This window comes from Nocardioides sp. Leaf307 (genome assembly GCF_001423135.1).
Lineage (GTDB): Bacteria > Actinomycetota > Actinomycetes > Propionibacteriales > Nocardioidaceae > Nocardioides > Nocardioides kribbensis.
Window position 1 is genome coordinate 500579 of record NZ_LMNY01000001.1, and the last position, 19668, is coordinate 520246.

22 protein-coding genes and 3 tRNA genes are annotated in these 19668 nt (G+C 74.8%); 11 read left to right on the forward strand and 14 right to left on the reverse strand.

All coding sequences use genetic code 11. The features are described 5' to 3' along the window. A complete protein-coding gene (locus tag ASF50_RS02250) occupies nt 1-915 on the reverse strand; it encodes an AurF N-oxygenase family protein (RefSeq protein ID WP_056903359.1) in 915 nt (304 codons plus the stop codon). A gap of 140 nt (nt 916-1055) precedes the next feature. On the opposite strand from ASF50_RS02250, the gene ASF50_RS02255 reads away from it, so the two are divergent. Next, nucleotides 1056-1766, forward strand: coding sequence for a TetR/AcrR family transcriptional regulator (locus tag ASF50_RS02255; RefSeq protein WP_056903360.1), 711 nt, complete (start codon nt 1056-1058; stop codon nt 1764-1766). A gap of 65 nt (nt 1767-1831) precedes the next feature. On the opposite strand, the gene ASF50_RS02260 is transcribed toward ASF50_RS02255, so the two are convergent. After that, nucleotides 1832-2587 carry an SDR family NAD(P)-dependent oxidoreductase gene (locus ASF50_RS02260; RefSeq protein ID WP_056903361.1) on the reverse strand — a complete coding sequence of 252 codons (756 nt, stop codon included), beginning with the start codon at nt 2585-2587 and terminating at the stop codon, nt 1832-1834. 125 nt (nt 2588-2712) lie between these two features. On the opposite strand from ASF50_RS02260, the gene ASF50_RS02265 reads away from it, so the two are divergent. Next, a complete protein-coding gene (locus ASF50_RS02265) occupies nt 2713-3366 on the forward strand; it encodes a TetR family transcriptional regulator (protein WP_056903362.1) in 654 nt (217 codons plus the stop codon). A 27-nt stretch (nt 3367-3393) separates the two neighbouring features. Here ASF50_RS02265 and ASF50_RS02270 read toward each other — a convergent pair whose 3' ends face one another. From ASF50_RS02270 to ASF50_RS02290, 5 genes are all read right to left on the reverse strand, one after another. After that, on the reverse strand, nt 3394-3711 hold the full coding sequence (locus ASF50_RS02270) for a hypothetical protein (protein ID WP_056903363.1): 318 nt from the start codon (nt 3709-3711) through the stop codon (nt 3394-3396). A gap of 53 nt (nt 3712-3764) precedes the next feature. Next, on the reverse strand, nt 3765-3968 hold the full coding sequence (locus ASF50_RS02275) for a DUF2945 domain-containing protein (protein WP_056863379.1): 204 nt from the start codon (nt 3966-3968) through the stop codon (nt 3765-3767). Between the two features lie 92 nt (nt 3969-4060). After that, nucleotides 4061-5008, reverse strand: a complete 948-nt coding sequence (locus ASF50_RS02280) for a hypothetical protein (protein WP_056903364.1) — start codon at nt 5006-5008, stop codon at nt 4061-4063. Nucleotides 5009-5069: 61 nt separating this feature from the next. Then, nucleotides 5070-5531 (reverse strand): RDD family protein, encoded by a 462-nt coding sequence (locus ASF50_RS02285; protein WP_056903365.1) that lies wholly within the window; start codon nt 5529-5531, stop codon nt 5070-5072. Between the two features lie 135 nt (nt 5532-5666). After that, a tRNA-Phe gene (locus tag ASF50_RS02290) sits at nt 5667-5740 on the reverse strand. Nucleotides 5741-5862: 122 nt separating this feature from the next. Here ASF50_RS02290 and ASF50_RS02295 point away from each other — a divergent pair. Both ASF50_RS02295 and ASF50_RS02300 read left to right on the forward strand, forming a co-directional pair. After that, nucleotides 5863-5935, forward strand: a tRNA-Glu gene (locus ASF50_RS02295). Between the two features lie 94 nt (nt 5936-6029). Further along, nucleotides 6030-6106: transfer RNA gene (locus tag ASF50_RS02300), tRNA-Asp, on the forward strand. Between the two features lie 96 nt (nt 6107-6202). Here ASF50_RS02300 and ASF50_RS02305 read toward each other — a convergent pair. After that, nucleotides 6203-7606 carry a mycothione reductase gene (locus tag ASF50_RS02305; protein WP_056903366.1) on the reverse strand — a complete coding sequence of 468 codons (1404 nt, stop codon included), beginning with the start codon at nt 7604-7606 and terminating at the stop codon, nt 6203-6205. A gap of 79 nt (nt 7607-7685) precedes the next feature. On the opposite strand from ASF50_RS02305, the gene ASF50_RS02310 reads away from it, so the two are divergent. Continuing rightward, nucleotides 7686-8042: a metallopeptidase family protein gene (locus ASF50_RS02310; RefSeq protein ID WP_056863383.1), complete on the forward strand. Its 357-nt coding sequence runs from the start codon at nt 7686-7688 to the stop codon at nt 8040-8042. Between the two features lie 5 nt (nt 8043-8047). Here the strand turns inward: ASF50_RS02310 and ASF50_RS02315 are convergent, their stop codons facing one another. Genes ASF50_RS02315 through ASF50_RS19870 form a run of 3 tightly spaced genes read right to left on the reverse strand, consistent with a single transcriptional unit; the run spans nt 8048 to nt 9808 of the window. Beyond that, a complete protein-coding gene (locus tag ASF50_RS02315; protein ID WP_235557530.1) occupies nt 8048-8416 on the reverse strand; it encodes a fluoride efflux transporter FluC in 369 nt (122 codons plus the stop codon). Continuing rightward, entirely contained in the window at nt 8413-8823 is a 411-nt protein-coding gene (locus tag ASF50_RS02320) for a fluoride efflux transporter FluC (protein WP_056903367.1), read from the reverse strand. The genes ASF50_RS02315 and ASF50_RS02320 overlap by 4 nt, the downstream gene beginning before the upstream one ends. A 19-nt stretch (nt 8824-8842) precedes the next feature. Further along, complete coding sequence (locus tag ASF50_RS19870) at nt 8843-9808, reverse strand: ATP-binding protein (RefSeq protein ID WP_056903368.1); 966 nt, start codon at nt 9806-9808, stop codon at nt 8843-8845. Nucleotides 9809-10184: 376 nt separating this feature from the next. Between ASF50_RS19870 and ASF50_RS02330 the strand changes: the two genes are divergently transcribed. Together ASF50_RS02330 and ASF50_RS02335 are read left to right on the forward strand one after the other, a co-directional pair. Continuing rightward, nucleotides 10185-11690 carry an NAD(P)/FAD-dependent oxidoreductase gene (locus ASF50_RS02330; RefSeq protein WP_056863386.1) on the forward strand — a complete coding sequence of 502 codons (1506 nt, stop codon included), beginning with the start codon at nt 10185-10187 and terminating at the stop codon, nt 11688-11690. Nucleotides 11691-11766: 76 nt separating this feature from the next. Next, nucleotides 11767-12315: a GNAT family N-acetyltransferase gene (locus ASF50_RS02335; RefSeq protein WP_056903369.1), complete on the forward strand. Its 549-nt coding sequence runs from the start codon at nt 11767-11769 to the stop codon at nt 12313-12315. A gap of 69 nt (nt 12316-12384) precedes the next feature. Here ASF50_RS02335 and ASF50_RS02340 read toward each other — a convergent pair whose 3' ends face one another. Continuing rightward, the gene (locus tag ASF50_RS02340; RefSeq protein ID WP_056903370.1) at nt 12385-14220 is read right to left on the reverse strand and encodes a hypothetical protein; all 1836 of its coding nucleotides are present in this window, start codon (nt 14218-14220) and stop codon (nt 12385-12387) included. Between the two features lie 155 nt (nt 14221-14375). Between ASF50_RS02340 and ASF50_RS02345 the strand changes: the two genes are divergently transcribed. After that, nucleotides 14376-15440: a phosphotransferase family protein gene (locus tag ASF50_RS02345; RefSeq protein WP_235557531.1), complete on the forward strand. Its 1065-nt coding sequence runs from the start codon at nt 14376-14378 to the stop codon at nt 15438-15440. 582 nt (nt 15441-16022) lie between these two features. After that, the gene (locus ASF50_RS02350; RefSeq protein ID WP_082502668.1) at nt 16023-16850 is read left to right on the forward strand and encodes an enoyl-CoA hydratase/isomerase family protein; all 828 of its coding nucleotides are present in this window, start codon (nt 16023-16025) and stop codon (nt 16848-16850) included. 18 nt (nt 16851-16868) lie between these two features. On the opposite strand, the gene ASF50_RS02355 is transcribed toward ASF50_RS02350, so the two are convergent. After that, entirely contained in the window at nt 16869-17585 is a 717-nt protein-coding gene (locus ASF50_RS02355; RefSeq protein ID WP_056903371.1) for an HAD family hydrolase, read from the reverse strand. Between the two features lie 127 nt (nt 17586-17712). Here ASF50_RS02355 and ASF50_RS02360 point away from each other — a divergent pair, with 127 nt between their 5' ends. Then, nucleotides 17713-17985 carry a Rho termination factor N-terminal domain-containing protein gene (locus ASF50_RS02360; RefSeq protein WP_056904194.1) on the forward strand — a complete coding sequence of 91 codons (273 nt, stop codon included), beginning with the start codon at nt 17713-17715 and terminating at the stop codon, nt 17983-17985. 147 nt (nt 17986-18132) lie between these two features. Next, nucleotides 18133-18414: a hypothetical protein gene (locus ASF50_RS02365; RefSeq protein ID WP_056863391.1), complete on the forward strand. Its 282-nt coding sequence runs from the start codon at nt 18133-18135 to the stop codon at nt 18412-18414. A 54-nt stretch (nt 18415-18468) separates the two neighbouring features. Here ASF50_RS02365 and ASF50_RS02370 read toward each other — a convergent pair whose 3' ends face one another. After that, nucleotides 18469-19461, reverse strand: a complete 993-nt coding sequence (locus tag ASF50_RS02370) for a TIGR03557 family F420-dependent LLM class oxidoreductase (protein WP_056863392.1) — start codon at nt 19459-19461, stop codon at nt 18469-18471. Nucleotides 19462-19668: the final 207 nt, after the last annotated feature.

Consider the following 19668-nt stretch of genomic DNA (forward strand, 5'->3'; position numbering starts at 1 on the left):
TCAGACCATGCTCACGCGCTTGTAGAAGGCCAGCGCCGGGCGGGTCAGCAGACCGAGCTCGTCGAGGAACTCCATGAGGTGGGCGCAGCTGGAGCGCATCAGGGTCTTGTGGTGCTCGTTGGCCTTCGCCTCGGCCAGGGCGCGCACGGGGTCGAGCCCGGCGGCGGCGTAGACCTTCTCGTTGACCATGTTGGAGACGATCACGTGGGCGGCCACCGCGATGACCAGCGCGGAGGTCTGGCGGCGGCGGGGGCCGGCGCCCTCGATGCGCTCGCGCATCTCCTGGCGGGCGAACTTCATGTGGCGCGACTCCTCGACCACGTGGATCTTGCTGGTGGTGCGCACGATCGGGAGCACCTGCTCGCCGCGCATCCAGTCGCGCTGCATCACGTCGAGCACCTCCTCGGCGACGAGGATCCCGCCGTAGGCGACCTCGGCGGTGGCCAGCGACTTGAAGCCGCGGCCGAGCTGGATGCTGCTCTGGGTGGGGAAGTAGGCCGAGATGCCCATCTTCTGGCAGGCCCGGGCGAACATGATCGAGTGCCGGCACTCGTCGGCGATCTCGGTCAGCGCGAACTGGAAGTCGGGCCGGGAGTAGTCGGCGCAGTACTGGTCGCGCAGCACCATCTGCTGGAGGATCATCTCGAACCAGATGCCGGTGCTCATGATCGACGCGACCTCGTGGCGGGTCAGCGTGACGCGCTGCTGCTCGGTCATCTCCGACCACAGCCGGGTGCCGTAGAGGGTGCTCCACTCGGGGTTCAGCCCGTAGTGCGACGGGTCGAGGGGGGCGTCCCAGTCGACCTCGGTCATCGGGTCGTAGGACAGCGCCGCCGAGGAGTCGAGCAGACGCTGCGAGGCGTCGTGGGTGGTGCGCCGAGCCGGGTCCAGGGTCGCGCCGAGGGTCGTGTCCATGCCGGGCCTCCGTAGAAGGGTGGGGTGACGCCGCAACGGGTGGGTTAAGTGATACGCGGCGTCACGGTTAGATAGAAGGTACAGCGTGTACCCCCACGTGCCCAGCCCCCTTCGGGTGTGAGCCCGGTAACCTCGGGACGGTGTCCGACCCCGCCGACGAGCCCGCCGACGCGGAAGGGCGGGCGGACCGGGTCGACGGTCGCGCGACCCGGTGGACCGGCCAGCAGGAGCGGCGTCGCGAGGAGTTCGTGGAGGCCGCGCTGGCTGCCATCGAGGAGCACGGCGCCGACGTGTCCACCGAGCAGATCGCCGCGCGGGCGGGAGTCGCGCGCACGCGTCTCTACCGTCACTTCGCCGGCGCCCAGGACCTCAACCGCTCGATCGCGGCCCGCGCCGAGCAGATGATCCTCGAGGGCCTCGCCCCGGCCTGGGACGCCTCGCACAGCCCCGACCGCATCATCCGCACCGCCGTGACCACCCACCTGCGGTGGCTGACCGACCATCACGAGCTCTACCGCTACCTCGTGCGCCACTCCGTGACGACCGCCGACGGCGAGAACGTCGTCAACGACGTCAAGCGCCTGATCTCCGACCTGCTGATCCGCCTGCTCGACGAGTACGTCGAGCTGCTCGGGCTCGACCCCGGGCTCACCCAGCCGCTGTCCTTCGGTCTGGTCGGCTTCGTCGACGCCGCGGCCGGTCGCTGGGTCGACGACCCCCTCGGGGTGTCGCTGGAGGACATGGTCGACCTGCTGGCCCGGTGGATCTGGGCGGTGCTCGACGGTGTGCTGCGCGACATGGGCCTCGAGGTGGACCCCACCGAGCCGCTCGTCTCGCTCGGTGGGGCCTGAGGCCCGCCCCTCCCGCCGGGCGGCCCCTGTCCTCAGGCGCTCGTCAGGCGCTGGTCAGGCGGCCGTCACTGGGCGGCGTAGCCGCCGTCCACGAGGTGGAAGCTGCCGGTGACGAAGGTCGCGGCGTCGGAGACCAGGAAGGCGACGAGGGCGGCGACCTCCTCGGAGGTGCCGAGGCGACCGGTCGCGTGCTTGTCAGCGAGCGCCTGCTGGGTCGCGGCGTCGAGGTTGGCCTCGAGCAGCGGGGTGGAGATGAAGCCGGGGCCGACGGCGCTCACGCGCACGCCCTGCGCGCCGTACTCCAGGGCGGCGGTCTTGGTCAGCCCGACCAGCGCGTGCTTGGCGGTGACGTAGGCCGAGGAGTGGGCGATGCCGACCGAGCCGAGCACCGAGGCCATGGTGACGATCGCCCCGCCGCCGTGGGCCGCCATTGCGGGCACCTGGGCGCGCAGGGCGTAGAAGACGGCGTTGAGGTCGACCTCGATGACCCTGCGCCAGGCGTCGAGCGGGTACTCGCCGACGGGCACGGCGGGGCCGCCGATGCCGGCGTTGTTGACCGCGATGCGCAGTGGGGCGAGGTCCTCCGCGGCGGCGACGAGCCGGTCGACGACCTCGGGGTCGGACACGTCGCCCACGAGGGCGGTGGCGCGCCCGCCGGCGGCGGTGATCTCGGCGGTGACCGCGTCGGCGGCGGTGGCGTCGAGGTCGGAGACGACGACGGCGGCGCCGTTGGCGGCGAGCAGCGTGGCGACGGCGCGGCCGATGCCGGAGCCGGCTCCGGTGACGATGGCGGAGCGGTCGGAGACGTCGTAGGTGGCCATGGGTGGGTCCCTCCAGGGTGCGGGGCGTCGCCCCTGGCGGCGCCGAATCTATCCGACATGTGTCGGTTATCTGACTAACCTACGATCGTCGGAAATCGTTCCCACCACCGCCCCAGGAGGACCCCGTGGACCCCCGCCAGCAGCGCAGCCGCGCCCGGCTCCACGCCGCGGTGCTCGCGCTCGCCGCCGACCGGCCCGTCGGCGACCTCACCGCGACCGCGGTGGCCGCGGAGGCCGGGGTGCACCGCTCGACCTTCTACGAGCACGCCTCCTCACCGGTCGACCTGCTGCAGGCGGCGCTGCTGGCCGAACTCGACCTGCTGCGCGCCCGGCTGCGCGACGACCTGGCCGACGCCGGCCCGGCACCCGTCGCGACCGACGTGGTCGCCCGGGTCGTGGGGGAGGTGACCGAGGGGGTGCTCGAGCACGTCGCCCGCCACGCGGCGCTCTACCGCCGCGGACTCGGGCCCGACAGCGGCGCCGCCAGCCTGCACGGCCTGCTCAGCGCCCACTTCCAGGAGTCGAGCCGGCTGCTCCAGCGGCTGGTGGGCGCCGGGGTCGACGTGAGCGTGCCCGGAGTCGCCGACCCGGTGGTGGCTGACGTCGCCACCCGTTTCATCGCCGACGGCACGGTCGGCGCGATCGAGGGGTGGCTGCGCGAGCCGTCGCTCGACGTACGCCGCTTCCTCGAGGTGTACCGGGGGCTGCTGCCGCCGTGGTGGCCGTTGACGGTCAGCACGCCGGACGTGGATGGTCCGGAGGCGGTGGCTGAGGACTGAGTCGGGCAGCCCCAGCACCGGGCCGGGCTAGAGCTCGATGCCGCCCACCCAGCGCTCGCCCTCGTCGCCGCCCCAGGCGTCCCAGGCCACGCGACCGGGGGAGGGGAAGCCGTCGGTGCCGTGCGTGAAGCCGTCGGCGTCCTTGTCGACGCTGTGGCGCTTGAAGTAGGCCTGCATCTTCTTGACCTGCGCGTCGGTGAGCTTCTCACCGGCGGCCAGCTGGTGGGCGCGGTGGTCGCCCACGTCGGTGAAGTTGCGCCCGGCCTTGCCCTCCTCGATCCAGCGCACCGCGCGCTCGCCGTTCTCCTGCACACCCTTCGGCGGCTGGTGCCTGCCCTCTGCCATGGTCTGCTCCTCCTGTGCGTGGGGGACCGCGACGACGCGGTCGAGGCCTGCCGTCAGGCCTTCGACAGCGACGACTCCTTGTGGGCCGCCGTGGAGCCGGACTTCTCCGACTCCACGATCCAGTAGGGCTCGTCGTCGCTGGCGTCGAACGTCTGCTTGTCGTGCTGGAAGGGCGAGGTCCTCTTCTCCTTCGCCGTGCCCTTCGTCTTTCCCTGGGGGGTGTTCCAGGTGACCGCGTCACCCTTGCTGATAGCCATGGGTCGACGATAGGAAGGCGCTCGCACGGCCACCGCACCCGCCGGGGTGGGCTCGCGTCGTGGTCTGCCCGGGGGCTCCTGGCCCCGACGGCCTAGGCGTCCTCGGGTCGCGGCGGCGCGATCTCGCCGCGGGCGACCCGGCGGTCGTAGCGCCGCTGCATCCGAGCCGTACGACGACGGGCGCGGGCCTGGCCGCGGCGCCCGGCGCGGGTCTCGGAGTAGCGGCGCCGCCGGTCGGGCCACCACGACTCCTGGGCCCGGATCACCCACCGCATGGTCAGGCGCACCACGGCGCCCGCGACCCGACCGGGCTCACCGGTGCGGTGCACCTCGCGCACGCGCGGCGGCATCAGTAGCAGTGCCTGGGTGCGGGCGAACCACCGCATCGGCGGCGGGAAGAAGCGCTCGGCGTACTGACGCACCATGCCCTCGGCCAGCTCGTGGCCCTCGGGGGTCGAGGGCCAGTCGCGCGCCTCGAAGCGCGCCGCGAAGGCCCGCACCCCAGCCATGTCGTCGGGGAAGCCGGTCACGTCACCCTGCTCGCCGCGGAAGAGCCCGGCCAGGTCGCGCAGGAAGTGGTACCAGGCGACGTCGAGCGTCGGGCTCTGTGGCGGCAGGCCGAGGGTCTCGCGCATGCGCGGCAGGAAGTCACCGACGGCGCAGAGGGTGTAGACGTACTCGTCGTTGTCGCCGAAGGCGCCGGGGAAGCGTCGGGCCAACCCCAGGTGGTAGCGGTTGAGCCGCTCCACCGAGGCCCGGGTGGCCTCGCTGCGGGCGCCCTGGGTGAACCACGTCATCAGGTAGCCGCTGCCGTCGTGGAAGCGCTCCTCCCCGCGGTGCAGCATCTTGCCCGTGCCCACCAGCGTGGCCGACGCCGTCGGGGGCAGGGCGGTCTGCGCGGTGGTGACCAGGAGCGTGAGGTTGACGATCGGGTCGTTGAGCTGGTGATCGGCGACCAGTCGCATGATCTCGTCGCTGTCGGTCTCCGGGTCGAGGGACTCGATCCGGTCGGCCAGCCACTTCCACGGGGCGCGGGTCACGCCTGCGAGTCTGCCCGGTGCCCGGAGGGCCCGACCCGCACCGCGTGCCGGCGGGCGCTCGTCACCTCGCGCGGACGACCCGGGTGGAGGCGGCCATGTCGCCGAGGCGCTGGTTCCTCGGGCTGGCCAGCACGGCCACGAAGGCAACGAGGTAGAAGGCGAAGCCGTCGACCACGCGGAGCGCGGTGCGCACGAGCGCCTGCACGGCCGTCACGTCGCCGCCCTTGTCGGAGACGACGCGGATGCCGACGATCTTCTTGCCGAGGGTCTGTCCCGTCGTCAGCTCGAGGACGAGGAAGTACCCGGCCGCCACGAGCAGCGTGAGCAGGAACGGCACACCGGTCAGCGAGACGCTCGCGCCGCCGTCGCCGGCCTGGCTGTCGCCGAAGAGGATCCCCGCGACCACGAAGAGCGGCGCCATGACGAGCAGGGTGTCGAGCAGGAGGGCGCCGACGCGCTGGCCCGCGCTCGCATCGGTGCGAGCGGTCGTGGGCCGGGAGGTCTGGGCGTGGGGGAGGCTCATGGGGGTGGTTCTACCGCGAGCGGCGCCACGGCCGCAGGCGTTCGGGGAGGACGCCCGTGAGGGGCGGGGAACGGCGAAGGCCCCCGTCGGATCCCGACGGGGGCCTTCTCGCAGGTCTGAGCCCTGCGGTGCTCGTGGGCAGGGGCGGGGTCGAACCGCCGACCTTCCACTTTTCAGGCGGACGCTCGTACCAACTGAGCTACCTGCCCGAGCGACACGAAGGTTACACGGGAGGGGGCGGCCCCACGAATCGACCCTGCCCGACACCGGACGAGCGCCGGGCGCCGATGGGTCGGGCGCGTGCGGGTTCCCCTAGACTGCTCCGCGCCTGGCCCCCATCGTCTAGCGGCCTAGGACGTCGCCCTTTCACGGCGGTAGCACGGGTTCGAATCCCGTTGGGGGTGCTGCGGTCCCGCTCCGGCGGGGCCCGATCCACTCCGATTCGGTGCTCCCGCGAGGAGTGGGTTATGGTTCCATCGCTCCGGTGACGGAGCACCTGGCCCCGTAGCGCAGTTGGTTAGCGCGCCGCCCTGTCACGGCGGAGGCCGCGGGTTCGAGTCCCGTCGGGGTCGCCATCGCGAACAGCCCCGGACCACCACGGTCCGGGGCTGTCGTCGTTCTCGGCCCGTGGCGGTAGGCCTGGGCCGACGTCACCGCCGGCCGTGCGCAGGTCAGCCCGCGAGCTCCCCGGCCAGCGCGAGGAGCGCGTTCTCGACGACCTCGGTCAGAGCGGGGTGGATCCAGTACTGGCCCCGGGCGAGGTCGGCCACGGGCTGGCCGAAGCTCATGGCCTGGATGAGCGGCTGCACCAGCACCGAGGCCTGCGGACCCAGCAGGTGGGCGCCCACGAGACGACCGGTCGCGCGGTCGGCGAGCAGCTTGACGACGTAGCCGGCCGCCTCGCCGTGGCGGTCGTCGGCCTCCAGGGCCCAGCCGAACGCCGTGTCGCCGTACTCGTGGCGGGCGACGGCGAGGTCGAGACCCTGCTCGCGGGCCTGGGCCTCGGTGAGGCCGACCGCGGCGACCTGGGGGGAGGCGAAGACGGCGTTGGGCACGAAGCGGTGGTCGGAGACCCGCAGGTCGTCGGGGTGCAGGAGGTTGTGCTTCACCACCCGGGCGTCCTGGTTGGCGACGTGCTTGAGCGGCTCGGGGCTGGAGGCGTCGCCGAGCGCCCACACGCCCTCGGCGCTGGTGCGCTGGTGCTCGTCGACCAGGATCCGGCCCGTGTCGTCGGTCTCGACGCCCGCGCGGTCGAGGTCGAGCAGGTCGCCGTTGGGGCGGCGGCCGATGGCCAGCAGGAGGGCGTCGACCTCCACCTCGCTGCCGTCGTCGAGGTGCATCACCGTGCCCCCGGCGGCGCGCGAGACCCGCTCCAGCGACGTGCCGAGCCGCACGTCCCAGCGCTGCGACACGATCCGGGTGAAGGTCTGAGAGATGTCGTGGTCCTGGTTGGAGATCAGGGCCTCGCCCGACTCGACCTGGGTCACGGTGGCGCCGTAGGCCGCGAAGACGTGGGCGAGCTCGGCGCCGATGTAGCCGCCGCCGACGACGCCGATGCGCCGCGGGAAGGTCGCCAGGCGCATGACGTCGTCGCTGGTGTGGTGCTCGACCTCGTCGAGGCCCTCGATGTCGGGCACGACCGGCCGACTGCCGGTGGCGAGCACCACCTGGTCGGCGGTGAGCTCGGCGGTGCCGCCGTCGTCGAGCTCGACGCGGAGGGCGCGCGGGCCGGTGAACCGGGCGGTGCCGGAGAGGAGGTCGACGCCCGGCAGGCCCTCACGGTAGGCCCGGCCGTCGGCGGAGACCTCGTCGAGGCGCCCGAAGACCCGGTCGCGGACCGCGTCCCAGTCGGCGCCGTCGGCGCTGGTGCGCGCGCCCAGGCGGGGGCCGTCGGCGGCGGCGTCGACGACGTCGGCGGGGCGGATGAGCATCTTGGAGGGGATGCAGCCGCGGTTGAGGCAGGTGCCCCCGAAGGGGCCCCGCTCGACGATGGCCACCGAGAGCCCCGCGAAGGACTTGTCGATGACGGTGTTGCCGGAGCCGGCTCCGAGGACGACGACGTCGTAGTGGGTCACACCGGCGAACCTAGGCGCCGCACCCTGGGGCGCGGTCCACCCGCGTGGGTCGGTTGTCGCGCGGTGGCACGATGCGGGTGTGCCCGTCGCGATGGATCCCGACCGCTTCGACGCCCTCGTCGACGCCGCGCTGGACGAGATCCCCGACGAGCTGGCGCAGCTGGTGACCAACGTGGTCGTGCTGGTCGAGGAGGAGCCGCCGGAGGGCGAGCCGCGCGACCTGCTCGGGCTCTACGACGGCGTCGCGCTGACCGAGCGGGACTTCTCCACGATCCTCGAGCTGCCCGACCGGATCTTCGTCTTCCGCGGCCCGCTGCTGCGGATGTGCGCGAGCGAGGAGGAGCTGGTCGAGGAGGTCCGGATCACCGTGGTCCACGAGGTGGCCCACCACTTCGGCATCGACGACGACCGCCTCCACGAGCTGGGCTACGCCTGAGGGCCTCAGGCGGCCAGCAGGAAGCCCACGGCGCACAGGCCGAGGCCGCCGAGCAGCGACACGGCGGCGTAGAGGGCCCCGGTGCGCGGGCCCAGGCCCCGGGTCTGCACGACGAAGGAGGAGTACGTCGTGAAGCCGCCGCAGAAGCCCGTGCCGAGGAGCGCGACCCACTCCTGCGAGAGGTGGCCCGAGAGCGCCAGCGCGCTGACCACGCCGAGCACGAGGGAGCCCAGCAGGTTGACCGCGAGCGTCCCGGTCGGCCAGCGGGCGTCCAGCCGCTGGGCGACGGCGTAGCGCAGCGGCGCGCCGACGCCCGCCCCGAGCGCCACCAGCAGGCCGCGGACCACGGTGTCGACGGTGTCGGTGGTCGTCACGGCCCCTCCCCGCGAGGCGTGCGGTCGTCTTCGCGCCGCGCCGCCCAGGCGTGCACCGCGGTGACGGCGAGCAGCGCGGCGGCCAGGCTGCCCACGACGTAGGCGGCGGCCGGCCCGGGGCGGCCGGCGTCGAGCAGGGCCCGGGTCTGCTCGGAGGCCGCCGACAGCGTCGTGAAGCCGCCCATGACCCCCGGCCCGAGGAACGCCGCGCGGCCGCGGCTGCGGCGTACGGCGGCGAGGAGACCCGCGGTCGCGAGCAGCGCCGAGCCGACCACGTTGATGGCCAGGGTGGTCCAGGGGAAGGCGCCGGCCGGGTCGGGGAAGACCTCGAGCAGGGCCCAGCGCACGACGGCGCCGAGGGCTCCGCCGAGCGCCACCAGCGCGAGCAGCCGGGGAGCGGGGCTCACCGCGGCGTGGGGGCGTCGGTCACGAGACGACGGTACGCCGCACCTCGGGCGTCTGCTCGCCGTCGTCGGGCCCGGAGGCCGGGTCGCGCCACGGGAGCGGCTCCTCGCCGGCGACCTGGCGCACGAACTCGCCGAGGTACCACTGCTGGAAGCGGCGCTGCTCCGGGGTGCGGGCCAGCGACAGCAGCCGCTGCTCGCGGCAGAAGACGTCGGCCATGTCGAGCAGGTCGATGAACTGCTGCATGCTGCCCGAGGCCGCGCGGGAGACGAGCAGGTCGAGGTCGAGGTGGGTGCGGCCCTCCGCGACCGCGCGGTCGACGTCGGGGCCGACCGAGCCACCGCGCAGCTGGCGCTCGAGGTCGCCGAAGAGGTCGGAGAGGTCCTTGGCCAGGGGGTACTCCGACTCGTGGGCCAGCGCGAGCAGCCGGACCTCGCGGCGCAGCTCGCGGAAGTGGCGCTGGAAGGCGACGTAGCGGTCCAGCGGCACACCGTGCACCGACACCGCGACCGGGTCGGACGGCACGGCGGGTGGCTGGTCGAGCCCGGTGACGACGCCCTCGGCGCCGTTGTCCTCGGCGAACTCCGCGGCCGGCTCGAACCACACCGTCTTGCCGTCGGCCTCGATCTCGGCGCCCCACGCCCGGGAGCACCGCGCCACGATGCTCAGCCCCCGGCCGAAGGTGAGCAGCAGCGACTCGACGTCGTCGTCGTCGGTCTCGCCGGTCTCGGTCGGGAGCACGGGGCGCTCGGGGGAGCCGTCGCGGACCTCGACGCGGGGGTGCTCCACGGTGCCGCGCACCCGCACCTCGATGGGGGGCGAGCCGTGCAGCAGGGCGTTGGTGACCAGCTCGGAGACCGCCAGCTCGGTGCACTCGACGAGCTCGTCGCGGCCGATGTCGCGGCACGTCTCGACCACCCAGCGGCGTGCATCCTGCACGCCCCGGGGACCGGAGCCCAGGGAGAGGGCGGGCCGGTTCAGCGGCACGGACGGCTCCAACGGTGCGAAGAGATCGGGTGGCGGGTCCGGACCACGAGGTCCGGCGGACGACCGGCGGCCGGGGCCCCGCGGCGGCGGGTGCCGCACGAGGACAGCGGCAGGTGGGTGCCAGTCCCGTGCCGACTACCCGCGGGCCTGCGCGGGCAAACCTGCGTCGTTGAAAGTTTTCCCACCCGAGTGCCGCGTCGTCGGGGGCGTGTGGCGAGGGCCACGGGAGCGGCCGCGACGACCACCCGGGAGGGTGCTGTGAGCGACCAGACGGTGGCCCAGATTAGAGATGCGACGCCCTGCGCGGGAGAATGGGGCAGACGCCCCGACCGAGAGACGTCGCCTCCGTCCCGGCAGCCACCAGAGAGGTCCCGACATGGCAGCCAGCCCAGTCCCCGCACCGACCGCGACCAACCCCTCGACGGGCAAGCACCGCGTGGTCGTGATCGGCTCCGGCTTCGGCGGACTCTTCGGCACCAAGGCGCTCCGCCGCTCGGACGTCGAGGTGACGATGATCGCCAAGACGACCCACCACCTCTTCCAGCCGCTGCTCTACCAGGTGGCGACCGGCATCCTCTCCGAGGGCGAGATCGCCCCGCCGACCCGCGAGATCCTGCGCAGCCAGTCCAACGCGCAGGTGCTCCTCGGGGAGGTCACTGACATCGACCTCGAGGCCCGCACGGTCACCTCCCACGTCCTGGGCCGCCCGACGGTGACCGCCTACGACTCGCTGCTGATCGCGGCGGGCGCGGGGCAGTCGTACTTCGGCAACGACCACTTCAGCGAGTTCGCCCCCGGCATGAAGAGCATCGACGACGCCCTCGAGCTGCGCGGTCGCATCTTCGGCGCCTTCGAGATGGCCGAGCTGGGCGCCCAGCGCGGCGAGAACGTCGACCACCTGCTCACCTTCGTGGTCGTCGGCGCCGGACCGACCGGTGTCGAGATGGCCGGCCAGATCGCCGAGCTGGCCCACCGCACCCTGCGCCGCGACTTCCGGGCCATCGAGACCCGCTCGGCCCGCGTGATCCTCGCCGACGCCGCGCCCCAGGTGCTGCCGCCCTTCGGCGCCAAGCTGGGCGAGAAGACCAAGACCGAGCTGGAGAAGCTCGGCGTCGAGGTCATGCTCGGCGCGATGGTCACCGACGTCGACGAGCGCGGCCTCGAGGTGAAGTACAAGGACGGTCGCACCGAGCGGATCCAGTCCGTCACCAAGATCTGGGCCGCCGGCGTGCAGGCCAGCCCGCTGGGCAAGACGCTCTCGGAGCAGACCGGCGCCCCGCTCGACCGCGCCGGGCGCATCGGGGTCAACCCCGACCTCACCCTGCCCGGCCACCCCGAGGTGTTCGTGGTCGGCGACATGATCGCCCTCGACAACCTCCCGGGCGTCGCCCAGGTCGCGATCCAGGGCGCCAAGTACGCCGCCAAGGAGATCGACGGCCGGGTCAAGGGCAAGCCCGCCCAGGAGCCGTTCAAGTACTTCGACAAGGGCTCGATGGCCACCATCAGCCGCTTCCGCGCCGTGGCGATGATCGGCAAGATCCGCCTCACCGGCTTCATCGCCTGGCTGATGTGGCTGGCCGTCCACCTCGTCTACATCACCGGCTTCAAGAACCGCGTCACCGCGGTGCTGCACTGGTTCGTGTCGTTCCTCGGCCGCGGTCGCTCCGAGCGCACCTCCACCGAGCAGCAGATCTTCGGGCGCAACGCGCTCTCGCGACTGCGAGGGGGCGCGACCGACCTGGTGTCCGCGCCGGGCTCCTACGAGGCCTCGCGCGAGCTGCTCGAGACCACGCGGCGCGCCGAGCTCGAGGCCCAGGCCGTCGAGGAGGCCCGCCTCACCGACGCCGGTCAGCGCGGCGTCAAGACCGGCGAGCGGGTCTGAGACAGACCGCCACCACGGGGGCGTCACCGGAGCAATCCGGTGGCGCCCCCGTCGGCGTCTGCGGTCCACTGGCCCCGTGACCGAGCTGCGCCGCCCCGACGCCCGCCTCGCGACGAGCTGGGCGCGGGCCCTCGCCGACTTCGGCGACGAGCACCCCGCCGGCAGCGGTGTCTGGCTCCTGCCGCCGGCCCTGCGGCGCGACCTGACCCCGCCCGGCTGCCACGCGTGGGTCGAGGCGCTCACGCCGTACGCCGACCGGTCGGTGGCGCTGGGCGAGGGCCCGCACGGGCCGCTGGTGCACTCCACCTTCTGGTGGATCGTCGACACGGCGGGCGGGGGCGAGGAGGTCGTGGGCTTCCTCGACCTGCGCCACGAGCTGACGCCGTACCTGCTCGAGACCGGGGGGCACGTCGGCTACTCGGTGCGGCCCGCCCGGCGTCGTGAGGGTCACGCCTCGCGTGCGCTCGCGCTCGCGGTGGGTGAGGCGGGGGAGCTGGGGCTCGACCGCGTGCTGGTGACCTGCGACGTCGACAACGTGGCCTCGGCGCGCACGATCGAGCGCTGCGGTGGGGTGTGCGAGGACGTGCGGGGCGACAAGCGCCGCTACTGGGTCGCCGTGCCCTGAGCGCTCGGCGGGCGAGCGCCCGACGGTCGGGTCGGACGTCGGACGTCGGACGTCGGACCGGGGGCCGGGTCAGAGGTCGGGTCGGTAGTAGCGCAGCACCTCGGTGAAGCCACGGGGGTCGACCATGGAGGAGTCGATCTCCACGGGGGACATCCCGCGCCGGTGGATCAGCACCCGCCAGCCGCGGCGTCCGGGGGTGCCGAGCAGCTCGATGTCGGTGTAGCGGTTGGCCAGGTCGAAGACCTGACGACCGCCGCTGCGCCGGATCTCGAGCTGGCCGCCGCGCACCGAGAGCCGGGGCGGGCTGGAGCCGGCCCACACCGCCCACACCACCGCGGTGGACAGCAGGGCGATCCCGGCGAGGCCCAGGCGCTCCTCGGTGCGGACCTGCCAGGCCTGCCAGGCGAGGTAGCCGCTCGTCACGACCCCGGCCAGCACCAGCAGGCCCACCAGTCGCCGCAGCGCTGCGCGCGGCGCGAAGTCGACCTGGGGTGGGGGGCCGCTCGGGGCCGGCCGCGGCGGCGTCTCGCCGCGGGTCTGGTGGGCGAAGTCGCTGAACACCGACCGGGCCGCCGCAGGCGTACGCCGGGGTGCCGCGCCTGCCTCCGGGGTGGCGGCGGGTGCGTGCGTGGGGGCGGGACCCGAGGGGACGGGTGCGGGCCCGGTGGGCGCCGCCGCCGGTGCCGGCGCGGCCGGCTGCCGGAGCCGGGCGAGCCTCGGAGGCTTCTCCTGCTTGGCGGGTCTGGCGGGTTTGGCGGGCTTGTCGGGCTTGGCCGGCTTGGCGGGGCGGGGGGCCGCCGAGGCACTGGTGGCAGGCGCCGTCCGACGGCGGTCGGAGGCCGGGTCGGTCTCGCGCTCGGTCGGCGAACTCGGCGAACTCGGCGAGACCGGCGAGACCGGCGAGACCGGCGAGACCGGCGAGACCGGCGAGACCGGCGAGACCGGCGAGACCGGCGAGACGGGCGGGGTCGGCGTGGCGGCGCGTGGCGGGGTGGTGGGCGGAGCGGCCGTCGCGGCGAGGAGGTCGAAGACGGCGCGGCCGGCGCTCACCGCGTCGGCGCGCGTCGTCGTGGGCGGGGGGTCGGTCGGGACGGCGGTCGGGACGGCGGTGGTGACGGCGGCGGGAGTGGGGTGGTTTCGAGACGCTCGCTGCGCTCGCTCCTCAACCACCGCGGTGGGGGCTGGTGCTCGTTCCTCGGGCCTCGGGGTGGGGGCTGGTGCCCGTTCCTCGGGCCTCGGGGTGGGGGCCGGTGCTCGCTCCTCGGCCGCCGGGAGCGGGGCGGGGCGGTCGAGGAGGTCGACGATGGCGCGACCCGCGGCCACGGCGTCACCGGGCTCCGCGGGGGAGGGGCTCGGCTCCGGCTCCGGTGCAGCGTCGACGACGGGGGCGGGCTCGGGGAGAGCGTCAGCGGGGGCGCCCGTCGTCGAGTCGGCCACGGTGTCGGGGACCGTGTCGGGGGCCGTGTCGCCCGTGTTGCCCGTGTTGCCCGTGTCGCCCGCGACGGCGTCGCTGGCCTCGGTGGCGCGGCGGCGGGCGAGGAGGCCGCGGCGGGGCTCGGGCTTCGGTCGGCGCGCCGAGGGGATGATGACCGGCTCGAAGTCGGCGAGTCCGAGACCGGGGCGGATGCCACCCGAGGGGGGCAGCGGGCGGGCGGGGGCGACGTCGTACGCGTCGAGCTCGCGGCTGGCGGCCGGGACCGTGGCCGGGGGCAAGGTGGTGCTGTCGCGCCGCTCGGAGGGCGGGGCGTCGGCGCTCTCGGGCGGTGCCGGCCGACCCGTGCGCTCCCGCAGCGCCGCACCTTGGCGGCGCAGCTCGGCAGCGCGCGCGTCGGCGCCGCCGTCGCGGTGCGTGAGCCACCGGTCGACGAGGTCGGCGCCGGCCTCGTCGGGTGTCGCGTCTGCCATGGACGGCAAAATACGCGGATCCGGGCCGCGGCGAGGCTGAACGCAGCAGACCGCGCCGCCACGGCGCACCCGCCGACGGGCACGTGCCGCCACGGTGCGGCGCACCTCCGTAGAGTGCGAGCCGACGCCGGGGCCGCCCGGCAGGAGAGGCCCCGGTGACCGCGACCGACCAGGACACCCCCGGCGACGCCGGGCTCAGCGCCGACGAGCTCGTGGCCGTGGCCGCGGTCATGACCGAGGCCGGCGAGCCGCCGGCGGCGCCCCTGCGGGCGCGCCTCGTCTCCGGCGGCCGCTCCAACCTCACCGTCCGCCTCGACGACGGCGAGGCCGCGTGGGTGCTCCGCACGCCGCCGCGGGCGGGCCGGACGCCGTCGGCGCACGACGTGGCCCGCGAGTTCCGGGTGACCAGGGCCCTGGGCCGCGCGGGGGTCCCCGTGCCGCCGGCGGTGGCGCTGAGCGAGGACGAGTCGCTCATCGGCGGTCCCTTCGCCGTGGCCCGCTTCGTCGAGGGCCGCTCACTGCAGTCGGCCGACGACCTCGCCGGTCTGCCCGACGACCGGGTCGAGGCGGCTGTGGCGGCCCTGGCCGACGCCCTCGCCCGGCTGCACGAGGTCGACCACGTCGCCGTCGGCCTCGAGCGCTTCGGACGCCCCGACGGCTACGCCGCCCGCCAGCTTAAGCGGTGGTCGGGCCAGTGGGAGATCGTGGGCGAGGCCCAGCCCGAGCCCGTGCGCCGCGCGGCCGCGGCGCTCGCCGCCCGCCTAAGGGAGCGCCTGCCCGAGCAGCGCTCCACCGGCATCGTGCACGGCGACTACCGCATCGACAACACGCTGCTGCGCGTGCCCGCCACCGGCCCGGTCGAGGTCGCGGCGATCGTCGACTGGGAGCTGTCGACGATCGGCGACCCGGTCGCCGACGTGGCGATGATGTGCGTCTACCGCCACCCGGCCTTCGACCAGGTGCTCGGCTTCCCGTCGGCTTGGACCGAGCCGCGCGTGCCCGACGTGGCCGGGCTGGCCGCGGCCTACGAGCGCGCCGGGGGCGTGCCGCTGGTCGACCTCGAGCGCCACCTCGCCCTCGGCTACTACAAGCTCGCCGTCATCGCCGCCGGCATCGACCACCGCCACCGTGCCGCCGGGGGCGAGGGGCTCTCCTCGGCCGGCGAGTCCGTCGGCCCCCTGCTGGACGCCGGACTGGCCCTCGACCCCGACCCGGCCTGACCCGGCCGACCGGCCCGACCCGGCCCCGGAGCCCGGCCGATGCTCTGCGGAGGTCGGGCGGTGACGTCGTGTATGGACCTTTGCGCGGCTGCGGCAGCCGGTCAGCATCCGGAGCCGCCTGGATCGCGCAATGCCCGGCCCGGGGCGTGCGTGGATCACGCAATTGCGCGATCCGCGAGGCCCCAGGCCCCGGGCCCCGGGCCCCGGGCCCCGGTGCGTGATGATTACGTTGCGCGGCGCCGAACCGGCGGAGGAGCCCGGCCGATGCTCTGCCGAGGAGCCCGGCCGACGCTCCGCGGAGGCCGGCAGTGACGTCGTGGCCGGACTGTGCGCGGCTGCGGCAGCCGGTCAGCGTCAAGAGCCGCCTGGATCGCGCAATGCCCGGCCCGGGGCGTGCGTGGATCACGCGATGGCGTGATCCACGCGGCCATCCGACGTCGGCCGTGGACGTCGGGCCCCGACACCGACACCGGCCCCCGACCCCGGCCCGCGACCCCGGCCCCCGACACCGGCACCCGGACCTCGACACCCGGACGCCGGGCGAGGGCGGCCGGGACCGGGGCCGGTGGCAGAGTGACGGCCATGGCGCCCCACGAAACCTCAGCCGCCGTCGACCCCTCCCACCACACAGACCCCGGCTCGTCGCACGTCCGCTACGCGTTCGCCGACGGCGTCGCCCGGATCACCCTGGTCGACGCCGACCGCGGCAACCCGGTGCACCTCGACTCCGTCGACCAGCTCTTCACCGCCGTACGCCGCGCCGCGGCCGACGACGCCCGGGTGGTCGTGCTCGCCAGCACGGGGCGCTTCTTCTGCGTCGGCGGCGACGTCGCGGCCTTCGCGGGGGCCGAGGACCTGCCGGGCTACGTCGACGAGCTCGCCGACCGCCTGCACCGCGTGGTCTCCGAGCTGGTGCGCAGCGAGGCCGTCGTGGTCTCGGTGGTGCAGGGCGCGGCGGCCGGGGCCGGCTTCCCGCTCGCGGCCGCCGCCGACCTCGTGCTGGCGGCCGACACCGCGACCTTCAGCCTCGGCTACACCCGCCTCGGACTGTCGGTCGACGGCGGCACGAGCATGCTCACCCACACCCTCGGCCTGCACCGGGTGCTGCGCCTGGCGCTGCTCAACGACCGGCTCACCGCGGCCGAGCTGCTCGACGCCGGTCTCGTGGCCCGCGTCGTGCCGGCGGCGGAGCTCGACGCGTGCGCCGAGGGGGTCGTGGCCACGCTGGTGGCGGGCTCGGCCCCGGCGTACGCCGCGAGCAAGCGGCTCCTGCGCGGCGCGGTCGAGGAGCACCCCGAGGCCCGGCTGCGCGCGGAGGCGCTGGCCATCCGGGAGCTGGCCGGCGGCGCCGACGGCCGCGAGGGCGTCGCGGCCTTCGTGGCCAAGCGCACCCCCACCTTCGGGGCCTGAGCCCGGCCCGCGGCCGGGTCAGCCCCGGTGGCCCTCCGCGGCCAGGGCGAGCGCCTCGTCGAGGTGGTCGACCAGGTCGCGCGGGTCGTCGTAGACCGCGACGGCCCCCGCCTCGAGCAGCTCGGCGGTGCCGATCCCGCCGCAGCGCAGCCCCAGGCAGGGCACCCCGGCTGCGCGAGAGGCCTCGACGTCCCAGACGGCGTCGCCGACGGTGACCGCGCGGGTGGCCCCGACGCTCTCCAGGGCGATCTCGAGCAGGTCGGGGGCGGGCTTGCTGGCCTCGGCGTCGGCGCCGGCGACCTTCTCGTGCAGCAGGTGGTGTGAGCCCTCGACCAGGTCGAGCAGCTGCTCGGTCTGCTCCTTGGCCCCCGAGCTGGCGAGCACGACCTGCAGGCCGCGCCCGCGCAGCGCCTCGAGCAGGGCGGCGGCGCCGTCGGTGGCGCCGATCTCGCCCGTGCGGCGCTCGACGTCCTCGTCGTGCAGCGCGCGCACCCGGTCGCCGACGGCCCGCTCGGCGGCGTCGCCGGCGACGTGGGCGACCAGCCGGTCGCCGCCCAGTCCGATCGCGCGGTGGAGGCGGTGTGAGGCGACGTCGAGCCCGACGGCGGCGAAGGCGGCACGCCAGGCGAGCACATGCACGTAGACGGAGTCGACGAGGGTGCCGTCGAGGTCGAGCACCACCGTGTCGACGGTGGTGGCGGGGGCGTCGGGCCGGGCGGGTGTCGTGGGGGTCATCCCACCCACCGTGGCACGGGTGCGCGGGGTCGCCGTTCACCCCGAGGGGCGTGGGTCGTGGTCGGTGCCGCTCCTACCGTCGGAGGGGAGCCGGGAGGACCCGGTGGCCGACCAGGAGGAGACGACCATGCCCGCCGAGAAGAAGCCCGGCCCCAGCGTCAAGGACGACGAGCTCTACGAGAAGCTGCGCGAGGAGGGCAACAGCAAGGAGAAGTCGGCGCGCATCGCCAACGCCGCCGCCGCGGAGGGCCGCTCCGCCGTCGGGCGCGAGGGTGGCTCCTCGCCGGCCTACGAGGAGTGGACGGTCGAGGAGCTGCGCGAGCGCGCGGCCGAGCTCGACGTCGAGGGCCGCTCGTCGATGAGGAAGGACGAGCTGGTCGAGGCGCTGCGCGAGCACTGACCGGCCGGCGGAGGGCCCCCACGGCCGCGTCGTGCGGGCCCGCGCGGGACGGCGCCGTCGCCGGGCAGGTCTAACCTGGGTCCAGGCCCCCTCGACGGCGTGACGCCAGGTCGCGCTCGGCGGAGGGCCGGGAGGGCTCCCGCGCCCATGAGCACGACCAGATCCACGGGCCACGGTCCGGCCTCCGGCCCCGGCGGCGACCCGCGCCGGCGCATCCCCGCCCTGCTCACCGCGATCGACACGGCTCGCGAGCGGCTCCAGGTCGAGCTGGAGCAGCGCGCGGCCGGGTCCCGCGAGGCCGAGCAGGCCCGCCACGCCCTCGTCTCGGCGCTCGAGGCGTACGCCGCGGCGCTGGCGGCCGCCCACCTGCCGATGCCCTACCGCCTCCACGCCGAGCTGCGGCTCCAGCGGGGTCTGGGCGGCAACTGACCGACCGGGACGCCCGGCCCGGCTCGGCGGGGCGCCGGGGTCGTCCCGGGCGGCTCAGGGGGCCGCGGCGCGCAGCTTCTCCAGCAGGGGCTCGGCCGCCTCGGCCAGGAAGCGGTCCTGGTGCTCGTCGCCGACCTGCACGAGGGCGACGTCGGTGAAGCCGGCCTCCCAGAAGGCGCCCACGGCCTCGACGATCTTGTCGAGGTCGGGCCCGCAGGGGATCGAGTCGGCGACGTCGTCGGGCGTGACGAACTGCGTGGCCCCGGCGAAGCCGGCCGTGGTCGGCAGGTCGCTGTTGACCTTCCAGCCGCCGGCGAACCAGCGGAACTGCTCGTGGGCCCGGGCCACCGCCCGCTTCTCGTCGGGGTCCCAGCAGATCGGGATCTGGCCGATGGCGCGGGCGCCGTCACCGATCCGGGTGGCGCCCTCGACACCGTTCCAGGTCTGGACGAGGTCGCCGAGCGGCTCGGTGGCGACCAGGTCGTCGGCGATCGGAGCGAAGTGCTCGATGCCCTTGTCGCCGGCCACCGCCAGCGCCAGGCGCACCCGCTCGTCGTCGCCGGGCAGGTCCCACAGGCGCGAGCCGTCGACGGAGAAGTGCTCGCCGTGGAAGGTGAGCAACTCCCCGGCCAGCAGGCGGCGGATGATCTCCACCGCCTCCACCAGCATCTCCTGGCGTCGCGCCACGGGCGGCCAGCCGCGTCCGACGGTGTGCTCGTTGAGGTTCTCCCCGCTGCCCAGGCCGAGGGTGAAGCGGCCCTGCGACAGCAGCGCCATGGTCGCGGCCTTCTGGGCCACGACGGCGGGGTGGTAGCGCATGGTCGGGCACGTCACGTAGGTCATCAGCTCCACGCGCGAGGTGACCTGGCTGATCGCGCCGAGCACGCTCCACGCATAGGGGGCGTGGCCCTGCTCGGTCAGCCACGGGGAGAAGTGGTCGCTGGAGACCTCGAAGTCGAAGCCGGCCCGCTCCGCGGCGGCGGCGTACTCGACCAGCTGGCGCGGGCCGCTCTGCTCGGTCATGAGGGTGTAGCCGATGCGGGACACGTGTCCTCCTGGCCCGTCGGCTCTGCCGAGGGCGTCGTCGTGGTCGGGCCCTGCCACGCTAGGTCGGCGCGCCACCGGTGACGTCCACCCGCGGGGGTGACCGCGGCGGCCGGCCCCCTCGGGTCCACCGCCCGCCCGCCAGCCCGCCCGCCCGCCTGCCGCCCACCTCTGAGGGTGATCGGGGGGCCCGGCCGCCGCCGTACGGTC

Excerpts from the sequence above, each read along its gene's own strand:
- ASF50_RS02350 (WP_082502668.1), top strand. The coding sequence starts at position 16,023 with ATGGCGCCCCACGAAACCTCAGCCGCCGTCGACCCCTCCCACCACACA.
- ASF50_RS02355 (WP_056903371.1), bottom strand. The coding sequence starts at position 17,585 with ATGACCCCCACGACACCCGCCCGGCCCGACGCCCCCGCCACCACCGTC.
- ASF50_RS02360 (WP_056904194.1), top strand. The coding sequence starts at position 17,713 with ATGCCCGCCGAGAAGAAGCCCGGCCCCAGCGTCAAGGACGACGAGCTC.
- ASF50_RS02250 (WP_056903359.1), bottom strand. The coding sequence starts at position 915 with ATGGACACGACCCTCGGCGCGACCCTGGACCCGGCTCGGCGCACCACC.
- ASF50_RS02275 (WP_056863379.1), bottom strand. The coding sequence starts at position 3,968 with ATGGCTATCAGCAAGGGTGACGCGGTCACCTGGAACACCCCCCAGGGA.
- ASF50_RS02340 (WP_056903370.1), bottom strand. The coding sequence starts at position 14,220 with ATGGCAGACGCGACACCCGACGAGGCCGGCGCCGACCTCGTCGACCGG.
- ASF50_RS02365 (WP_056863391.1), top strand. The coding sequence starts at position 18,133 with ATGAGCACGACCAGATCCACGGGCCACGGTCCGGCCTCCGGCCCCGGC.
- ASF50_RS02260 (WP_056903361.1), bottom strand. The coding sequence starts at position 2,587 with ATGGCCACCTACGACGTCTCCGACCGCTCCGCCATCGTCACCGGAGCC.
- ASF50_RS02330 (WP_056863386.1), top strand. The coding sequence starts at position 10,185 with ATGGCAGCCAGCCCAGTCCCCGCACCGACCGCGACCAACCCCTCGACG.
- ASF50_RS02285 (WP_056903365.1), bottom strand. The coding sequence starts at position 5,531 with ATGAGCCTCCCCCACGCCCAGACCTCCCGGCCCACGACCGCTCGCACC.
- ASF50_RS02270 (WP_056903363.1), bottom strand. The coding sequence starts at position 3,711 with ATGGCAGAGGGCAGGCACCAGCCGCCGAAGGGTGTGCAGGAGAACGGC.